At 68.9% G+C, this 14,185-nt stretch carries 14 protein-coding genes and 1 pseudogene; 8 read left to right on the forward strand and 7 right to left on the reverse strand.

Going from position 1 to position 14,185, the window contains the following annotated elements; all coding sequences use genetic code 11:
* The 3 genes and pseudogenes from AAIL17_RS16395 to AAIL17_RS16405 all read right to left on the reverse strand — a co-directional run.
* Positions 1-151: pseudogene (locus AAIL17_RS16395) on the reverse strand (UDP-glucose 6-dehydrogenase); the annotation flags it as partial.
* Positions 152-188: 37 nt separating this feature from the next.
* The gene (locus tag AAIL17_RS16400; RefSeq protein ID WP_424683924.1) at positions 189-2,405 is read right to left on the reverse strand and encodes a polysaccharide biosynthesis tyrosine autokinase; all 2,217 of its coding nucleotides are present in this window, start codon (positions 2,403-2,405) and stop codon (positions 189-191) included.
* Positions 2,406-2,429: 24 nt separating this feature from the next.
* Complete coding sequence (locus AAIL17_RS16405) at positions 2,430-2,864, reverse strand: low molecular weight protein-tyrosine-phosphatase (protein ID WP_424683925.1); 435 nt, start codon at positions 2,862-2,864, stop codon at positions 2,430-2,432.
* A gap of 312 nt (positions 2,865-3,176) precedes the next feature.
* Between AAIL17_RS16405 and AAIL17_RS16410 the strand changes: the two genes are divergently transcribed.
* A complete protein-coding gene (locus tag AAIL17_RS16410; protein ID WP_424683926.1) occupies positions 3,177-3,440 on the forward strand; it encodes a hypothetical protein in 264 nt (87 codons plus the stop codon).
* Between the two features lie 92 nt (positions 3,441-3,532).
* Positions 3,533-4,615: a polysaccharide biosynthesis/export family protein gene (locus AAIL17_RS16415; protein WP_424683927.1), complete on the forward strand. Its 1,083-nt coding sequence runs from the start codon at positions 3,533-3,535 to the stop codon at positions 4,613-4,615.
* 328 nt (positions 4,616-4,943) lie between these two features.
* Here AAIL17_RS16415 and AAIL17_RS16420 read toward each other — a convergent pair whose 3' ends face one another.
* Positions 4,944-5,285: a Rieske (2Fe-2S) protein gene (locus tag AAIL17_RS16420; protein WP_424683948.1), complete on the reverse strand. Its 342-nt coding sequence runs from the start codon at positions 5,283-5,285 to the stop codon at positions 4,944-4,946.
* A 76-nt stretch (positions 5,286-5,361) separates the two neighbouring features.
* On the opposite strand from AAIL17_RS16420, the gene AAIL17_RS16425 reads away from it, so the two are divergent.
* The 5 genes from AAIL17_RS16425 (at position 5,362) to AAIL17_RS16445 (ending at position 9,628) form a co-directional block, all read left to right on the forward strand.
* A complete protein-coding gene (locus AAIL17_RS16425) occupies positions 5,362-5,637 on the forward strand; it encodes a hypothetical protein (RefSeq protein WP_424683928.1) in 276 nt (91 codons plus the stop codon).
* A gap of 72 nt (positions 5,638-5,709) precedes the next feature.
* On the forward strand, positions 5,710-6,582 hold the full coding sequence (locus AAIL17_RS16430) for a methylated-DNA--[protein]-cysteine S-methyltransferase (protein ID WP_424683929.1): 873 nt from the start codon (positions 5,710-5,712) through the stop codon (positions 6,580-6,582).
* Positions 6,583-6,809: 227 nt separating this feature from the next.
* On the forward strand, positions 6,810-7,196 hold the full coding sequence (locus AAIL17_RS16435) for a VOC family protein (protein ID WP_424683930.1): 387 nt from the start codon (positions 6,810-6,812) through the stop codon (positions 7,194-7,196).
* 28 nt (positions 7,197-7,224) lie between these two features.
* Positions 7,225-8,142: a drug/metabolite exporter YedA gene (yedA, locus tag AAIL17_RS16440; RefSeq protein WP_424683931.1), complete on the forward strand. Its 918-nt coding sequence runs from the start codon at positions 7,225-7,227 to the stop codon at positions 8,140-8,142.
* Positions 8,143-8,209: 67 nt separating this feature from the next.
* Positions 8,210-9,628, forward strand: a complete 1,419-nt coding sequence (locus tag AAIL17_RS16445; protein WP_424683932.1) for a short-chain fatty acid transporter — start codon at positions 8,210-8,212, stop codon at positions 9,626-9,628.
* A 36-nt stretch (positions 9,629-9,664) separates the two neighbouring features.
* Here AAIL17_RS16445 and AAIL17_RS16450 read toward each other — a convergent pair whose 3' ends face one another.
* From AAIL17_RS16450 to AAIL17_RS16460, 3 genes are read right to left on the reverse strand one after another with little or no spacing between them, the layout of a single operon-like run.
* Positions 9,665-10,981, reverse strand: coding sequence for an ABC transporter permease (locus tag AAIL17_RS16450; protein ID WP_424683933.1), 1,317 nt, complete (start codon positions 10,979-10,981; stop codon positions 9,665-9,667).
* Positions 10,982-10,993: 12 nt separating this feature from the next.
* Positions 10,994-12,160 (reverse strand): ABC transporter permease, encoded by a 1,167-nt coding sequence (locus AAIL17_RS16455; RefSeq protein WP_424683934.1) that lies wholly within the window; start codon positions 12,158-12,160, stop codon positions 10,994-10,996.
* A gap of 10 nt (positions 12,161-12,170) precedes the next feature.
* Positions 12,171-12,857, reverse strand: coding sequence for an ABC transporter ATP-binding protein (locus tag AAIL17_RS16460; RefSeq protein WP_424683935.1), 687 nt, complete (start codon positions 12,855-12,857; stop codon positions 12,171-12,173).
* Positions 12,858-13,569: 712 nt separating this feature from the next.
* Between AAIL17_RS16460 and AAIL17_RS16465 the strand changes: the two genes are divergently transcribed.
* Complete coding sequence (locus tag AAIL17_RS16465; RefSeq protein ID WP_424683936.1) at positions 13,570-14,082, forward strand: transcriptional regulator; 513 nt, start codon at positions 13,570-13,572, stop codon at positions 14,080-14,082.
* Positions 14,083-14,185 lie beyond the last annotated feature (103 nt).

Below are 14,185 nucleotides of genomic sequence, written 5' to 3' on the forward strand. Positions count from 1 at the left end.
GGCCCGGCTCGAAGATCGGCACCTCGCCCTGCTTCAGGCGCGCGACCTTCCCCGCGTCCACGTCCACGCACAGTACGTGGTTGCCCATCTCCGCCAGGCAGGTGCCGGTGACCAGGCCCACGTAGCCGGTACCGAACAGGGTGACTTTCAGCGTCATGCGATGTCCTTGGATTTCGATGTCGGGAGGATCAGGCCTTGGTGCCGGCGTACTCGTAGTACGCGTAGGCGTAGTAGCCCGCGCTGCGCTTCTCGACGGCATTGAAGATCGCGCCCTTGACCGGCACGCCGTTCTGCTCGAAGCGCTGCTTGGCCAACGCGATCTCGCGCGCCTGGTTCACGCTGAAGCGCACGACCATCAGGCTGGTGCCCACGTGGTGGCCGATCACCGCCGCATCGGTCACCGCCAGGATCGGCGGGGTGTCGATGATGATCAGGTCGAAGCGCGGCTTGAGCTTCTCCAGCAGCGCGGTGAAGTGCGAATGCATCAGCAGCTCGGACGGATTCGGCGGCACCTTGCCGCGCGAGATGAAGTAGAGGTTGTTGGCCCCCTCCACCGTGCGTACCGCCTCGGACAGGCCGATCTGGCCGGAGATCAGTTCCGACAGGCCCTGTTCCGGCCGGCCGCCGACCACCGTGTGCAGCGCGCCCTTGCGCATGTCCGCATCGATCAGCAGCACGCGCTGGCCAGCCTGCGCGATCACCGCCGCCAGGTTGGCGCCGATGAAGGTCTTGCCGGCGCCCGGGCCCGGGCTGGAGATCATCAGCAGGTTGTTCTTCGCTTCCAGGCGGGCGAAGTGCAGGCTGGTGCGCAGGCTGCGCAGGGCCTCCACCGCGAGGTCGTCCGGCGCGCTCTGTGCCAGCAGGTGCTGCGCGTGCACGCCGCGCCGCACCTTGCCGCCGCGTTCGGTGATCTCGCGTTCGGCGGCCGACAGCGGCACGCAGGCGTAGACCGGCAGGCCCACGTGCTCGATGGCCGCCAGGTCTTCCACGCCACGGTTGAGCAACTGGCGGATGAAGATGAAGGCGAGCGCCAGCAGGCCGCCCAGCATGGTGCCGGCCAGGACCAGGATGCTCTTCGGCGGCCACACCGGACGATTGGTATTGGTCGCGGCGCGATCGACCACGCGCACGTTGCCGACGGTGCCGGCGCGCGCGATGTCGAGCTGCTGCGCCTGGTTGAGCAGGTTGGTGTAGGTCTCGTTGCTGACCTGTACGTCGCGGGTCAGGCGCAGCAGTTCCTGCTGCGTGTCGGGCAGGTGGCCGACCTGCTTCTCCAGGGCGTTCTTCTTGGCCTGCAACTGGCCGATCTGCGCGGCGAGCGCCTGGTAGGTCGGATGGTTGGAGGTGTACTTGCGCTCGACGTCGGCCATCTGCATGCGCAGATTCTCGATCTGCGTATCCAGCGCCACGGTCTGGTCGAGCAGTCCCTTGGTCTGCAGGCTGATGTCCACCGAATGCGCGCGCATCTGGAACGCGTTCAGCGCGGCGGTCGCCTTCTCCAGGTCCATCTTGACCTTGGGCAGTTGCTCCTTGACGAACTTCAGGCTGTTGGCGGCCTCGGCGGAATTGCGCTCCACGTTCTGCTGCACGTACAGCGAACTGACCTGGTCGAGGAGACGGGTGGCCAGTACCGGATCGGGGTTGTCGTAGGTGAGGACGATGATGCCCGAATCCTTGCCGACCTCGGTCGCCTGGATGGCGCCCTGGAGCCCGGTGATCGTGCCCAGGTGCGAATGGCGCGCCACGTCGAACACGGTGCCGGGATTGGCGTGCAGCGTCTGCACCTGCATGGTGATGCCGTTGCCGGTGGACGACTGGCCGACGCGGCCTTCCAGCAGCACGTTGTCGTCGGCGTCGGTCAACTGGTAGCTGCCGCCCTTACCGGCGACCAGGCGCAGCGGCTTGTCCAGCAGCGCCGAGGGCACGTCGAGCTGGAAGATGTCCAGTTGCGAGCCGCCCCAGTCGTAGCTGTCCATGCCCATGAACGGCGGCGCCACGTCGCCCGGCATCTGCGGGTTGTAGTGGCGTGCCATGTAATCGCCGATCAGCGGAAGGCGCTCGGGCTGCGCGGTGATGTCCAGCTTGAGGTTGGTCACCGCCTGCCCGATCACCGTGCGCGAGGTGATCAGCGCGATCTCGGTGGTCGCCTGCGAGGTGGAGGCACCCAGCGTCTGCGAGAGGTCGTCCAGGCCCGGCAGGCTGGGGACCTTCTGCTCGACCTGCACGGTGGCGGTCGATTCGTAGATCGGCGTGGTCAGCGTGACGTACAGCACACTGAAGACGAAGAACACGGCGGTGACGCCGATGATCAACCACTTGTGGTCGAGCAGCGTGCCGAGCAACGCATGCAGGTCGATGTCGTCATCGCGGCGCGGTGAGGACGGGAAACTCTGTTTGGTGGTCATCGCCCGATTCCTAGGCTGGAGGATTCACAGGTAGCGCAGCCAACTGCCGACGCCACGTTCGATTGAGTCGTGTACTTGCTCGAACACACTGCGCGAACGTCGATAGGGATCCGGCACATCGCCGCCCGCGTGCCACTTGTCGAACAGGAACACCTTGCCGCTGGCTTCCGGGGCGAGATGCACCATGGATTTCAGTTGCCGGCGTTCCATCGCGAGGATCAGGTCCGCGTCGCGCAGCATCGAAGGCTCGAGCTGGCGTGCGCGGTGCCCGCTGGCGTCGATGCCGCCCTCGTGCAGCAGCTCGGCGGCGTTCTTTTCCATCGGCCGCCCGACCAGCGCACCCAGGCCGGCGCTGCTGACGCGGATGTCGCGCTCGCCCAGTTCGCGGCGGAACAGGAACTCCGCCACCGGGCTGCGGCAAACGTTGCCGAGGCAGACCACCAGGATGCTGTTGAACACGATCTGGACACTCCCGAGAAGCCAAGGCCCAGGGGGCCCCGTCGACGCCCGCCCGGCCTGGCGCATGGATAGCGCCCAAACCGGTCGGGAGAGAGCCGGCAGTCTAAACTCCTGTTCCGTGAAAAAATCATGTTGGACGCGGCCTTCATTTACGTGAAGAAAATGCCTTCATCGGCGTCTTTTCTCTTCACGCTGCATGCTCGCTTTAAAGCACCTACTTGCAGACTCTGCTTTCTCGCAGGGTTCACGAACGATCGCGTTAGATTCGAAGAGCCCGCTTGGCCAACCGTTCGATTCCGGGGGTCCCCGCCCATGCACATTCTGAAGCTCGCGCTTCCCCTCGCCGGCCTGCTCATGGCCAGCCAGGCCTTGGCGCACAAGGCACCGCACGCCGACGCAGCCGCCTTGGCACCCACCCACCAGGCGGCGTCGCGGATCGATACCGACCCGACGGCGCTGCTGGATGCAGTGAGCGGGCGGGGCGTTCAGGGCACGTCCGCGCTGCCTGGCATGGCGCCCGTGCCGGCGCCTGCGAAAAGCAACCCCATTTCAGCCCGTATTAACCGTCGTCATTAAGTCAAAACCGCCATGGGCGGGATAACGGACGGAAATCGCATTCATTGGCCCGTCATGATTATCCCGCAGTGGCCCTGCAGAAAGGACGCATTATGAAAACGCTATCCGCAGCAGCCATCCTTCTCTTCGCCGTCGCGCTGAACGGCTGCGCGATCGTTCCTGGCCAGCGCATGGACGAGGGTGCGCTGCAGCGCGAGGACAGCCACATGCAGCTTGTGCAGATCACGCCGGAGCTGGTCGACCAGAGCCAGCAGCCGGCCGCGATCCCGCCGGAGCTGCTTTCCTACCAGCCGCAGGACTACCGCATCGGCCCCGGCGATACGCTCTACATCACCGTGTGGGACCACCCGGAACTGACCTCGCCGGCGGGCTCGCAGCAGCAGACCGTGGCCAACGGACGCCTGGTGCGGCCGGACGGCACACTGTTCTATCCGTATGCCGGCACCATCAAGGCGGCCGGGCTCACTGTCGAGGAACTGCGCCAGTCGCTGACCAAGCGGCTGGGCAGCTTCGTGCGTGATCCGCAGGTAGACGTCAACGTGGTCGGCTACGGCAGCCAGCGCGTCACGCTCGAGGGCGCCTTCCAGCACACCGATGCGCAGGTGCTCAACTCGGTGCCGGTGACCCTGTCGCAGGCGATCGGCATGGCCGGCATCGACACGCAGAACGCCGATCTCTCGGGCTTCACCCTGACCCGCGACGGCAAGACCTACCACCTGGACCTGACCGAGGTTAACCAGACCGACAACGGCCAGCCGATCTACCTCAAGCCCGGCGACAAGCTGTTCCTGCCGTACAACGACAACAAGGAGGTCTACGTGGTGGGCGAGGTGATCCGTCCGCAGGCGATCACCTTCAAGACCAATGCGCTGACGCTCACCCAGGCGCTGGGCCGCGCCGGTGGCCTCAGTCCGGTGACCTCCTCGGGCAATGCCGTGTACGTGATCCGCGGCTCGGAGAAGCTCAGCCAGACGCCTGCGCAGGTGTTCCACCTCAACGCGCGCTCGCCGGCCTCTTACGCGCTGGCCGACAACTTCCGGGTGGAGCCTGGTGACGTGGTGTGGGTTGGCGCCGCCGGCATCACCAAGTGGAACCGCTTCCTGAGCCAGTTGCTCCCGCTGTCGGGCCTGATCTACCAGACCGCCGGCGCAGCCGACCGCATCGACAACCGCTGACCGCAGGGTCGAGGCTGGCGGGCCATGGATGGCTCGCCGGCAAGGACCGGGGCCCGGCGCAAGCCGGGCCCTCTTTATTTTGATGATGCTCGTCCGCCAGGACGACGTTCGCTCCTTCTCCCCGCCGGTGAGAAGGTTGGGATGAGGGGGCCAAGGCTTGCGGAAACGCTGCGCGGAGCACCGCTCCGATGCGCATCATCGCGAGCCCCGCCCTCACCCCAGCCCTCTTCCGGAGGGCGCCTGGCTAATGGCCAGGCAGGCCGCTGGCGTCGACCGCGACCACCTCCTCCATATAAGAAAGATGATCGCGGCCCGCCGCGGGCGGAGCCTAGTCGCCGGCCAGCCAGACGACCCCGCGCTCCACCCGCACCGGTACGGCGCGCAGTGACTGTCCGCGGCAGGGCCCGCCGACGCAGCAGCCGTCCCCGGTCCGGAAGCTCGCCCCGTGCACCGCACAAATGAGCGTTCCCCGGCTGATCAGGAATTGTCCCGGCGCCCAGTCCAGCCGCCGGCCGGCGTGCGGGCAGACGTTGATCCAGGCCCGCGCCTGCTCGCCGTCGCGCAGCACGATCAGATTTTCCGGGCCGTCGGGCAGCACGGCGTCCACAGCCACGGCGCTACCGTCGGGAATGTGATCGAGACGGCACAGCGCCCCAGCGGGTGTATCCATCGGCACTTGCCTCGCGGGCGTGAAAGCCCCATCGTTGCGCACGTAAGTCGTTGATTTTACCACACGGATTTTTAACATGCGCCTGTTCCAGCTGCCTTCGCATCGTTTCCGCAACCCGCTCGCGCGGGCCCTGTCGCTGATCGTGGGGGTCGCCCTGCTGGGCGTGATGCTGGTATTCGGGCTGGTCGTGGCTGGCGTGCTGCTGGTCGGCGGCGGCCTGTGGCTGGCCCTGCGCCAGTGGAACCGCGCGCGCGCGGTCGGCCGTGCGACGCCGGCTGCCGGCGGCGCCCGCCCGCCCGTGCTGGAAGGCGATTTCGTGGTGCTGCACGACCGCCGCCCGATCGCGCGCTGACGCGCAAGAAGCGGATGGCCTGCGTGGGCGCTCCGGACCAGACTGGCATCATCTGGAAACCGGAACACCGCCATGTCCGCCATCGAACCCCTTGAACAGGCCCGCCGGCTGCTCGACGAGGCCGATACCGCGCCCAGCCTGGACGCCCTGGCCAGCGCCGTCGCGCTTAGCCCCACCCACCTGCAGCGCGCCTTCCGCCGCCGCTTCGGCATGAGTCCGGCCGAATACCACCGCTCGCGCCGCTTCGGCCAGTTCAAGGCGGCCCTGCGCGAGGGCGCCGCAGTGACCGATGCCGTCTACGAGGCCGGCTTCGGCTCGGGCAGCCGCGTCTACGAACACAGCAACCGCCTGCTCGGCATGACCCCGGCCAGCTACCGCGCCGGCGGCGTAGGGGCGAGCATCCGCTACACCACTACCGCCACGCCGCTGGGCCGCCTGCTGGTGGCGACCACCACGCGCGGCATCTGCGCGGTCACCCTGGGCGATGACGACGCGGCGCTGGAGCGCCGCCTGGCCGAGGAATTCCCACGGGCCTCGCGCGAGCGCGTGGACGCCGGCCGCGAGGAATGGCTGGACGCGGTGATCGCCCGCATCGCCAGCGAACTGGGCTGGAGCGACGCCGCGGCGCCGGCGATGCCGCCGCTGGACATCGCCGCCACCGCCTTCCAGTGGCGCGTGTGGGAGGCGTTGACGCGCATTCCCGCCGGCGAGACGCGCAGCTACCGCGCGCTGGCCGAGGAGCTGGGTTCGCCGACGGCGGCGCGCGCGATCGGCAACGCCTGCGGCAACAACCGGCTGGCGCTGATCGTGCCCTGCCACCGCGTGGTGCGCGAGGACGGCTCGCTGGGCGGCTGGCGCTGGGGCGTGGAGCGCAAGCGCGAGTTGCTGGCGCGCGAACGCAGCCGCGTGCTTGCCCTGCCGCCGAAGCGCAGCGCAACGGGCTGAGCAACGACGCCGGGCGCGCGCGAGCCGGCATCCTGCATCGGCCCTGCAGACGCTCGATGCCGCTGCGGGGAATCCGCGCTCCTTGACCGGCAGTCAAGCCTGCCTTGCACGGTTTTCGCTACCGCCGCGGGCACGCTCCGGCTATCGTGCGCATTCGGGCCATTCCCCCATCCCGCGCACGCCGGCCATTGCCGGCCGCGGGTCGCGCCCGCCGCCCGAGGATTCGCATGCCCACGCACAAGCCCGCCGACCATCCCGCCGTCTCGCCCTTCCTGCTGGTGGCCGACGCGCGTGCCATGCTGGCTTTCCTCGCCGCCACCTTCGGCGCGCGGGAGCTCTTCCGCAAGACGCGCGAGGACGGCTCGATCATGCACGCGGAAGTGCGCATCGACGATTCGGTGCTGATGATCGGCGAGCGTCCCGAACGCGCCGCCGCGCTGTGCGGTTCCACCCACGTCTACGTACCCGACGTCGACGCCTGCTACGCCGCCGGCCTGGCCGCCGGCGCCGCCAGCGTGTCGCCGCCGACCGACCAGCCCTACGGCGACCGCACTGCCGGGTTGCGCGATCACGAAGGCAACCTCTGGTGGATCGGCACCCACCTCGCCGGCTGACCTCTTCCTGCCGCATCACTGCGCAACCATGACCACCCTCGACGAATCCTCCGCCGCCCCGGCCGCCGCGCGCGCGCTGGACGATCCACGCCTGCTGATCCCGCTGGCGCTGTTCGCGCTGTACGTGATCTGGGGTTCGACCTACCTGGGCATCCGCTACGCGCTGGAAAGCTACCCGCCGTTCCTGCTCGCCGGCGTGCGCTTCCTCGGCGCGGGCATCGCGCTGTTCGCCTTCCTGCGCTGGCGCGGCGCCGCGCTGCCGACGCCGCGGCAGTGGCGCAACGCGGCGATCACCGGCGTGCTGCTGCTCGGCTTCGGCAATGGCCTGGTGTGCTTTGCCGAGGAGACGGTCAGTTCGGGCATCGCCGCGGTGGCGGTGGCCAGCATGCCGCTGTTCGCCGCGGTGTTCTCCGGCATGTACGGCGCCTGGCCGAGCCGGCGCGAGACGGTCGGCCTGCTGGTGGGTTTCGCCGGCGTGGTCGTGCTGAACCTCGGCAGCGGACTGGCCGGCTCGCGCCTGGGTGCGCTGGCGCTGATCGTGGCCGCGATGAGCTGGGCCTTCGGCTCGGTCTGGAGCAAGCGCCAGGACATGCCGGCCGGCCCCATGAACACCGCCGCGCAGATGCTCTGCGCCAGCGTGGCGTTGCTGCTGGTGGGTTTCGCCAGCGGCGAACACCTGCCCGCCCATCCGACCGTGCGTGCAACGGCGGCGGTGGTGTACTTGGCCGCGTTCGGCTCGATCATCGCCTTCAGCGCGTATCTCTACGTGCTCAAGCACGCCCGTCCCGCGCTGGCGACCAGCTACGCCTACGTCAACCCGCCGGTGGCGGTGCTGTTCGGCGTGCTGCTGGCGGGCGAGCACGTGGGCCCGTTCGACCTGACCGGCATGGCGATCATCCTGCTGGGTGTGTGCGTGATCACGCTGGCGAAGAGGCCCGCGCGCTAGCGCCCTGCGCTTGTCGCGGCGCAGGCCGCCCGCCACCATGGCGCAAGCGTCGGCAACGGAGAGCGCCATGAACCCCACGCAGCAAGGCCTGCCCGCGCGCGCGGCACTGCGCTGCGCCGCCTGGTCCGAGCGATGGTTTCCCGATGCCTGGGTGTTCGCCGCGCTGGGCGTCGCGCTGGTGGCGGCGCTCGCGCTGGCTTTCGGCGCCACGCCGGCAACGACCACGCAGGCCTTCGGCGACGGCTTCTGGAGCCTGATCCCGTTCACCATGCAGATGGCCTTCGTGGTGATCGGCGGCTACGTCGTCGCCAGCGCGCCGGTGGTGGCGCGGCTGATCGATGCGCTGGCGCGGGTGCCGCGCAGCGGCCGCGGCGCGGTCTGCTACGTGGCACTGGTGAGCATGCTGGCCTCCCTCCTGTCGTGGGGTTTCTCGCTGGTGTTCGGCGGGCTGCTGGTGCGCGCGCTGGCACGGCGCGGGGATTTGGCGATGGATTATCGCGCTGCCGGCGCCGCGGCCTACCTCGGCCTGGGCGCGGTGTGGGCGATGGGCCTGTCTTCCTCGGCGGCGCAGTTGCAGGCCAATCCGGCCAGCATGCCGCCGGGGCTGCTGGCGATCACCGGCGTGCTGCCGTTCACCCAGACCATCTTCCTGTGGCAGTCGCTGCTGCTCACGGCCGTCCTGATCGCGGTGTCGCTGCTGGTGTGCTGGCTCACCACGCCGACCGGCGAGAGCGCGCGCACCGCGCGCGAGTGCGGTGTGGAGGACGCCGCGGCCGTGCCGGCGCTGCCGCCGCGCACGCGGCCGGGCGAGTGGCTCGAGTACAGCCCGCTGCTGTCGCTGCTGGTCGGCGCGCTCGGCCTGGGCTGGCTGATCCTGCGCTTCGCCCGCATGCCGGCGGCGACCGCGATCGCCGACCTGAACACCTACAACCTGCTGTTCCTTACCGTGGGCCTGCTGCTGCATTGGCGCCCGCGCAGCTTCCTCGACGCGGTGGCGCGCGCGGTGCCCAGCACCGCCGGCGTGCTGATCCAGTTTCCGCTCTACGGCGGCATCGCCGCCCTGCTCACCCGCGCGCCGGGCGCCGATGGCGCGACCCTCGCGCACCGGCTCGCTAGCGTATTCGTGCGCGTGGCGACCACCGACTCCTTCCCGCTGGTGATGGGCAGCTACTCGGCGGTGCTGGGCTTCTTCGTGCCGTCCGGCGGCGGCAAGTGGCTGGTCGAGGCGCCCTACGTGATGCAGGCGGCCAACGACCTGCACGTGCACCTGGGCTGGGCGGTGCAGGTCTACAACGCGGCCGAGGCGCTGCCCAACCTCATCAACCCGTTCTGGATGCTGCCGCTCTTGGGCGTGCTGGGCCTGAAGGCGCGCGACGTGGTCGGCTTCACCTTCATCCAGCTGCTGGTGCACGTGCCGCTGGTGCTCGGCCTGCTGTGGGCGCTGGGGCTGACGTTGCAGTACGTGCCGCCGCTGGTGCCCGGATGACGCAAGGTGGGCCGATGCCCACCCTGCGTCCTTCGATCAGGACTCGCGCAGCGCGGTGGTCACCGGCAGGCGCGCGGCGCGCACGGCCGGGAACAGGCCGCCGATGAAGCCGATCGCGAGCGCCCACTTCAGTCCCGTCCACAGCAGCGCCGGCGTCACGCGCAGCTCGAAGTTGAGCGAGCCGACCGTGCCCTGGGTCAGCGTGGAGGCGCTGTAGCCGTTGAACAGCGCCCATGCGATGAGCCCGCCGAGCAGCCCGCCCAGCGCCGCCAGCAACATGGTCTCCAGCATCACTGCCACCACCACCGGCGGCCCGCGAAAGCCGATCGCGCGCAGCGTGGCGATCTCGCGCGCACGCGCCGCGACCGCGGCGAACATCGTGTTGAGCGCGCCGAACACCGCACCGATGCCCATGATCCCGCCGACGATCATGCCGATGATGCTGATCACCTTGGTGAAGCTCTCGGACTGCTTGCTGAAATAGTGGAGCGTGGTGTCGACGTCCACCTGCAGGCGCGGGTCGCGGATCAATGCGGCCTTGAACGCGTCGAATGCACCGGCGTTGGCCAGGCGCACGAACACCGAGGTGCGCGAGCTGCCGCGGCGATAGGCCGAGGCGATGATGTCGGCATCGCCCCACAGTTCCGAGCCCAGCGCGTTGCCCGAGTCGAAGATGCCGACCACGGTCCAGGTCTGGCTGCCCAGCTTGATCTCGTGGCCAGGTTCCAGACCCGCGAACTGGCGCTGCGCGCCCTTGCCCGCCACCAGCTCGCGCAGGCCGGGCTTGAACTTGCGGCCGGCGACGATCTTCACGTCCGGACGCAAGGTCCAGGCCTCGTCGCCGATGCCGCGCACCTGCACGCTGCCGTCGTCGCCGCTGCCGTCCTTCAGCGGCAGGTTGGCCGCCACCACCAGCTCGTCCGAGGCGATCGGCTTGCCCGCCGCGTCGCGGGCGATGCCCGGGGCCTCGGCGATCGCGGTGACGCTGGCATGGTCGAGCACCGAGGAAACCTCCGAGGCCGAGCCGCCACGCATCACCACCGCGGTATCGGCGCTGCCGCTCTTGCTGAGCGTTTCCCGATAACCGACGCCCATCGCCAGCAGCGAGACCAGCACGGCGACCACGCCAGCGATGCCGATCACCACCACCGAGGACGAGCCCATGCGCTGGGGCAAGGTGCTGATCCCCACGCCGGTGGCCGAGCCGGCCTGCCGGCCGACGCGGGTCAGTTGCATCCACAGGAAGAACAGCACGGCCACGACGAGCAGCACGGCCCACGGCAGTACCGTCCAGGCGACGATGCTCAGGATCACGACGACGGCCAAGGCCAAACCACGCAGGAACGATTTCATGGATTCCCTCCTTCAGCGCCCGGCCAGCGCATCGACGATGTTCAGGCGCATGGCGCGCAACGCGGGCAGCACGCCGACCAGCAAGCCGATGGCCACCATCAGGCTGACGCCGATGGCCCAGCTGCTCGCTCCTACCGGCGGCATGTTCAGCATGCCGCCGCTGCCGGCGCTCATGATCGGCCCGAGCACCGCAGCCAGCCCCAGTCCGATCACGCCGCCCAGCAGCACCAGCAGCACCGACTCGGCCAGCACCAAGCTGAGCACGGCAGGGCTGGAGAAGCCGATCGTCTTGAGCACCGCCAGCTCCGAGGTGCGCTCGCGCACCGCCTGCGCCATGGTGTTGCCGGTCAGCAGCACCAGGGTGAAGAACACCGCGCCCATGATCGACACCACGATGAAACCGATGTCGCCCATCTGCTTGACCCACGAGGCCATCGCGGCCTGCTCGGTCATGGTCTTGGTCTCGTGGTCGGAGTTGGCCGAGAGCGCATCGATCGCCTTGGCCACGCGGTCGGACTGGCCGGCGTCGGCGACGCTGGTGACGTACCAGCCGACCTGGCCGCGGTTGTAGGGGTTGGATTCGTCGAAGTACTTCCAGTGCATCAGCACCGCGCCCTGCAGGAACTGCCGGTCGTCCGGCTTGGTCGCGCGGATGATGCCGACGATGTCAAAGCTCCAGTTCTTGCTGCCGTCGCGGTTGGGATAGATGTTCGACTGCAGCGGCAGCTTGTCGCCGACCTTCCAGTGGTATTTCTGCGCCAGCACGTCGCCGACCAGCACGCCGGTGCGGGTCTGGTCGAACGCCTTGCGCTCGGCCGGGGTGACGCCGACCTCCGGGTAGATGTCGATATAGTTGGGGCTCACCGCGAAGGAGAACACCTGGTTGTGCGGATCCTGGTAGGCGCCGCCGAACCAGTTGGCGTAGGCCACGTCCTTCACGCCAGGCAACTGCGCGATGCGCGCCTGCAGCGACTGCGGCAGGGTCTCGATGAAGGACAGCTTCGAGCCGGTCTGCAGCCGCTTGGCACCGGCGGCGCTCTTGCCGACGTTGGCGAAACTGGTGCGCACGCCATCGAGCATGCCGAACAGCAGGAACGCGGTGAGGATCGACACCAGCGTGAGGATGGTGCGGGTCTTGCGCCGGAACAGCGCCGCCCAGATCAGATGCAGGTATTTCATGCGAGCCTCCTCAGGCGATCGCCTGCTCGACCAGCGTGCCCTTGTCCAGGTGCAGCGTGTGGTTGGCGTACTCGGCGGCCTTGGGGTCGTGGGTGACCATCACGATGGTCTTGCCGTGCTCGCGGTTGAGCGTGCGCAGCAGGCCGAGCACGTCCTCGGCGGACTGGCGGTCCAGGTCGCCGGTGGGCTCGTCGCAGACCAGCAACGTGGGGTCGGAGACGATCGCGCGGGCGATCGCCACGCGCTGCTGCTGGCCGCCGGAAAGCTCGCTCGGCTTGTGCGAGGCGCGCTCGTCCAGACCGACCAGCTTGAGCGCGATGGCCGCGTTCTGCTTGCGCTGCGCCGAGGACAGCTTGGTCAGCAGCAGCGGCAGCTCCACGTTGCGCTGCGCCGAGAGCATCGGCATCAGGTTGTAGAACTGGAACACGAAGCCGACGTTGGCCGCGCGCCACTTGGCCAGCGCGCCGGCGCCGAGCTGGTCGATGCGCTGGCCGCCCACGCTGATGGTGCCGGCGGTCGGCGTGTCGAGTCCGCCGATCAGGTTGAGCAGCGTGGTCTTGCCCGAGCCCGACGGGCCCATCAGCGCGAGGAAGTCGCCCTCGGCGATGTCCAGGTCGATGTGGTGCAGCACTTCGACCTTCTGCTTGCCGCGCGCATAGACCTTGGCCAGGTCGCGGATTTCGATCAACGTCCCCATTGGCTTGCCCCTTGGCGAGTTCGATTGGTGGCCGATGGAAAGGCGCGACGGGCAGCGCGCGTCGCTGCTTTCCCTGTAGGCGGTACCCGGCAGCATGACCAAAAACCGCGGGCGCAAGAAGGGCGAAAGATCAAGCACGGCGGCTGACAGCTGTCACCCGTGCGGACTCCGCACGACATGCACCCACCGATCCCTGGCTTGCCCTGGCGGCACCGGCGGCCATCGTGCCACGACCGCGATTGGCCTTATTCAAAATCCGTGAAGTGGCCGTTTACCGGCCGTCGCCCGCGTTCCAAGGTATCCGCGACGCCGCACCGATACCCCGTCGGGAAGCGGTTGTCCCAAGGCCGCATTGACAAGCCGGACGACGCTTTTTAACGCGTTGCCACCCACTCCCCGCGCCGCAGCATCGTGGCGTCCACGCAACGAGGAAAGCGATTCGACGAACCCCCGCTTGCCCCGCCCAGCGGCGTCTCCCCAAGGCCCGGGCGGGGCCATTTTTCCCCTCCACGGAACACAGGTCCATGCGACGCCCGCAACGGCGCGGACGACGCAGGCACTCCCGGACTCCATTCCAGCAACGCAGAGCAGCCGGATCCCCATGACCTCCCCACAGGCCGTCTCCTACCTTGCCGAAAACCCGCCCGTACGCCGCCTCCCTTCCGGACACGCTTCGGAATGGCCTGCTCCGGCAAAGGCGTGTTCCGGGCCGATGCGCGACGCGCTCCCGGCCGCCAACGCCGACCTGGCGGCGCGCATCCGGCTGCTGATCGCGCAGGAAGGCAGCGCCTCGGCCATGGCCCGGCGCTGCGGTTGCTCGGAAGGCGCCGTGCGCAGCTGGCGCGACGGGCAGAGCGATCTTTCCCGCGCGCGCTGCATTGCGCTGGCGCGTGCGCTGGGCATTTCGCTGATGTGGCTCGTCACCGGCGAAGGCCCGATGAAGCCTGCAGGCGAGGAGTCCCGCCCGGGTGCGCGCGGTCCGGGTGCCGCGCCGACGCATGCATCGGACATCGATCCCCAACGCCTGGCCGCCACGCTGAGGCTGTTGCAGTCGTACGTCTGCATGGTGGGCGGCTCGCTCAGTCCGACGCAGCGCGCCGACGTGGTGGCCGAGCTCTACCCGTTGCTCGGCGCTTTCGGGGATCCGCAGACCGTCGACCAGGTCATCGCTTTCCACACCCGTCTGGCCGCCCAGTTGCGCGGCGGGCAGACGACCGTGGCCTGAACCCGAACGCGCGGCGGTCACGGCGCCGGGCGCCTGCACCCCGCTTCCGACACCGGCCGTCTTTAGCCGTCCGTTTCTCGCCTCGTGCCACCGACGCACGCAT

The organism is Frateuria sp. YIM B11624, assembly GCF_049727805.1.
Classification (GTDB): domain Bacteria; phylum Pseudomonadota; class Gammaproteobacteria; order Xanthomonadales; family Rhodanobacteraceae; genus Frateuria_A.

Bases quoted from the DNA above. Each gene is read 5' to 3' on its own strand.
- AAIL17_RS16445 (WP_424683932.1), top strand. From the start codon at position 8,210: ATGAACCCCACGCAGCAAGGCCTGCCCGCGCGCGCGGCACTGCGCTGC.
- AAIL17_RS16465 (WP_424683936.1), top strand. From the start codon at position 13,570: ATGCGCGACGCGCTCCCGGCCGCCAACGCCGACCTGGCGGCGCGCATC.
- AAIL17_RS16435 (WP_424683930.1), top strand. From the start codon at position 6,810: ATGCCCACGCACAAGCCCGCCGACCATCCCGCCGTCTCGCCCTTCCTG.
- AAIL17_RS16455 (WP_424683934.1), bottom strand. From the start codon at position 12,160: ATGAAATACCTGCATCTGATCTGGGCGGCGCTGTTCCGGCGCAAGACC.
- AAIL17_RS16460 (WP_424683935.1), bottom strand. From the start codon at position 12,857: ATGGGGACGTTGATCGAAATCCGCGACCTGGCCAAGGTCTATGCGCGC.
- yedA (WP_424683931.1), top strand. From the start codon at position 7,225: ATGACCACCCTCGACGAATCCTCCGCCGCCCCGGCCGCCGCGCGCGCG.
- AAIL17_RS16430 (WP_424683929.1), top strand. From the start codon at position 5,710: ATGTCCGCCATCGAACCCCTTGAACAGGCCCGCCGGCTGCTCGACGAG.
- AAIL17_RS16420 (WP_424683948.1), bottom strand. From the start codon at position 5,285: ATGGATACACCCGCTGGGGCGCTGTGCCGTCTCGATCACATTCCCGAC.
- AAIL17_RS16450 (WP_424683933.1), bottom strand. From the start codon at position 10,981: ATGAAATCGTTCCTGCGTGGTTTGGCCTTGGCCGTCGTCGTGATCCTG.
- AAIL17_RS16415 (WP_424683927.1), top strand. From the start codon at position 3,533: ATGAAAACGCTATCCGCAGCAGCCATCCTTCTCTTCGCCGTCGCGCTG.
- AAIL17_RS16410 (WP_424683926.1), top strand. From the start codon at position 3,177: ATGCACATTCTGAAGCTCGCGCTTCCCCTCGCCGGCCTGCTCATGGCC.
- AAIL17_RS16400 (WP_424683924.1), bottom strand. From the start codon at position 2,405: ATGACCACCAAACAGAGTTTCCCGTCCTCACCGCGCCGCGATGACGAC.
- AAIL17_RS16425 (WP_424683928.1), top strand. From the start codon at position 5,362: ATGCGCCTGTTCCAGCTGCCTTCGCATCGTTTCCGCAACCCGCTCGCG.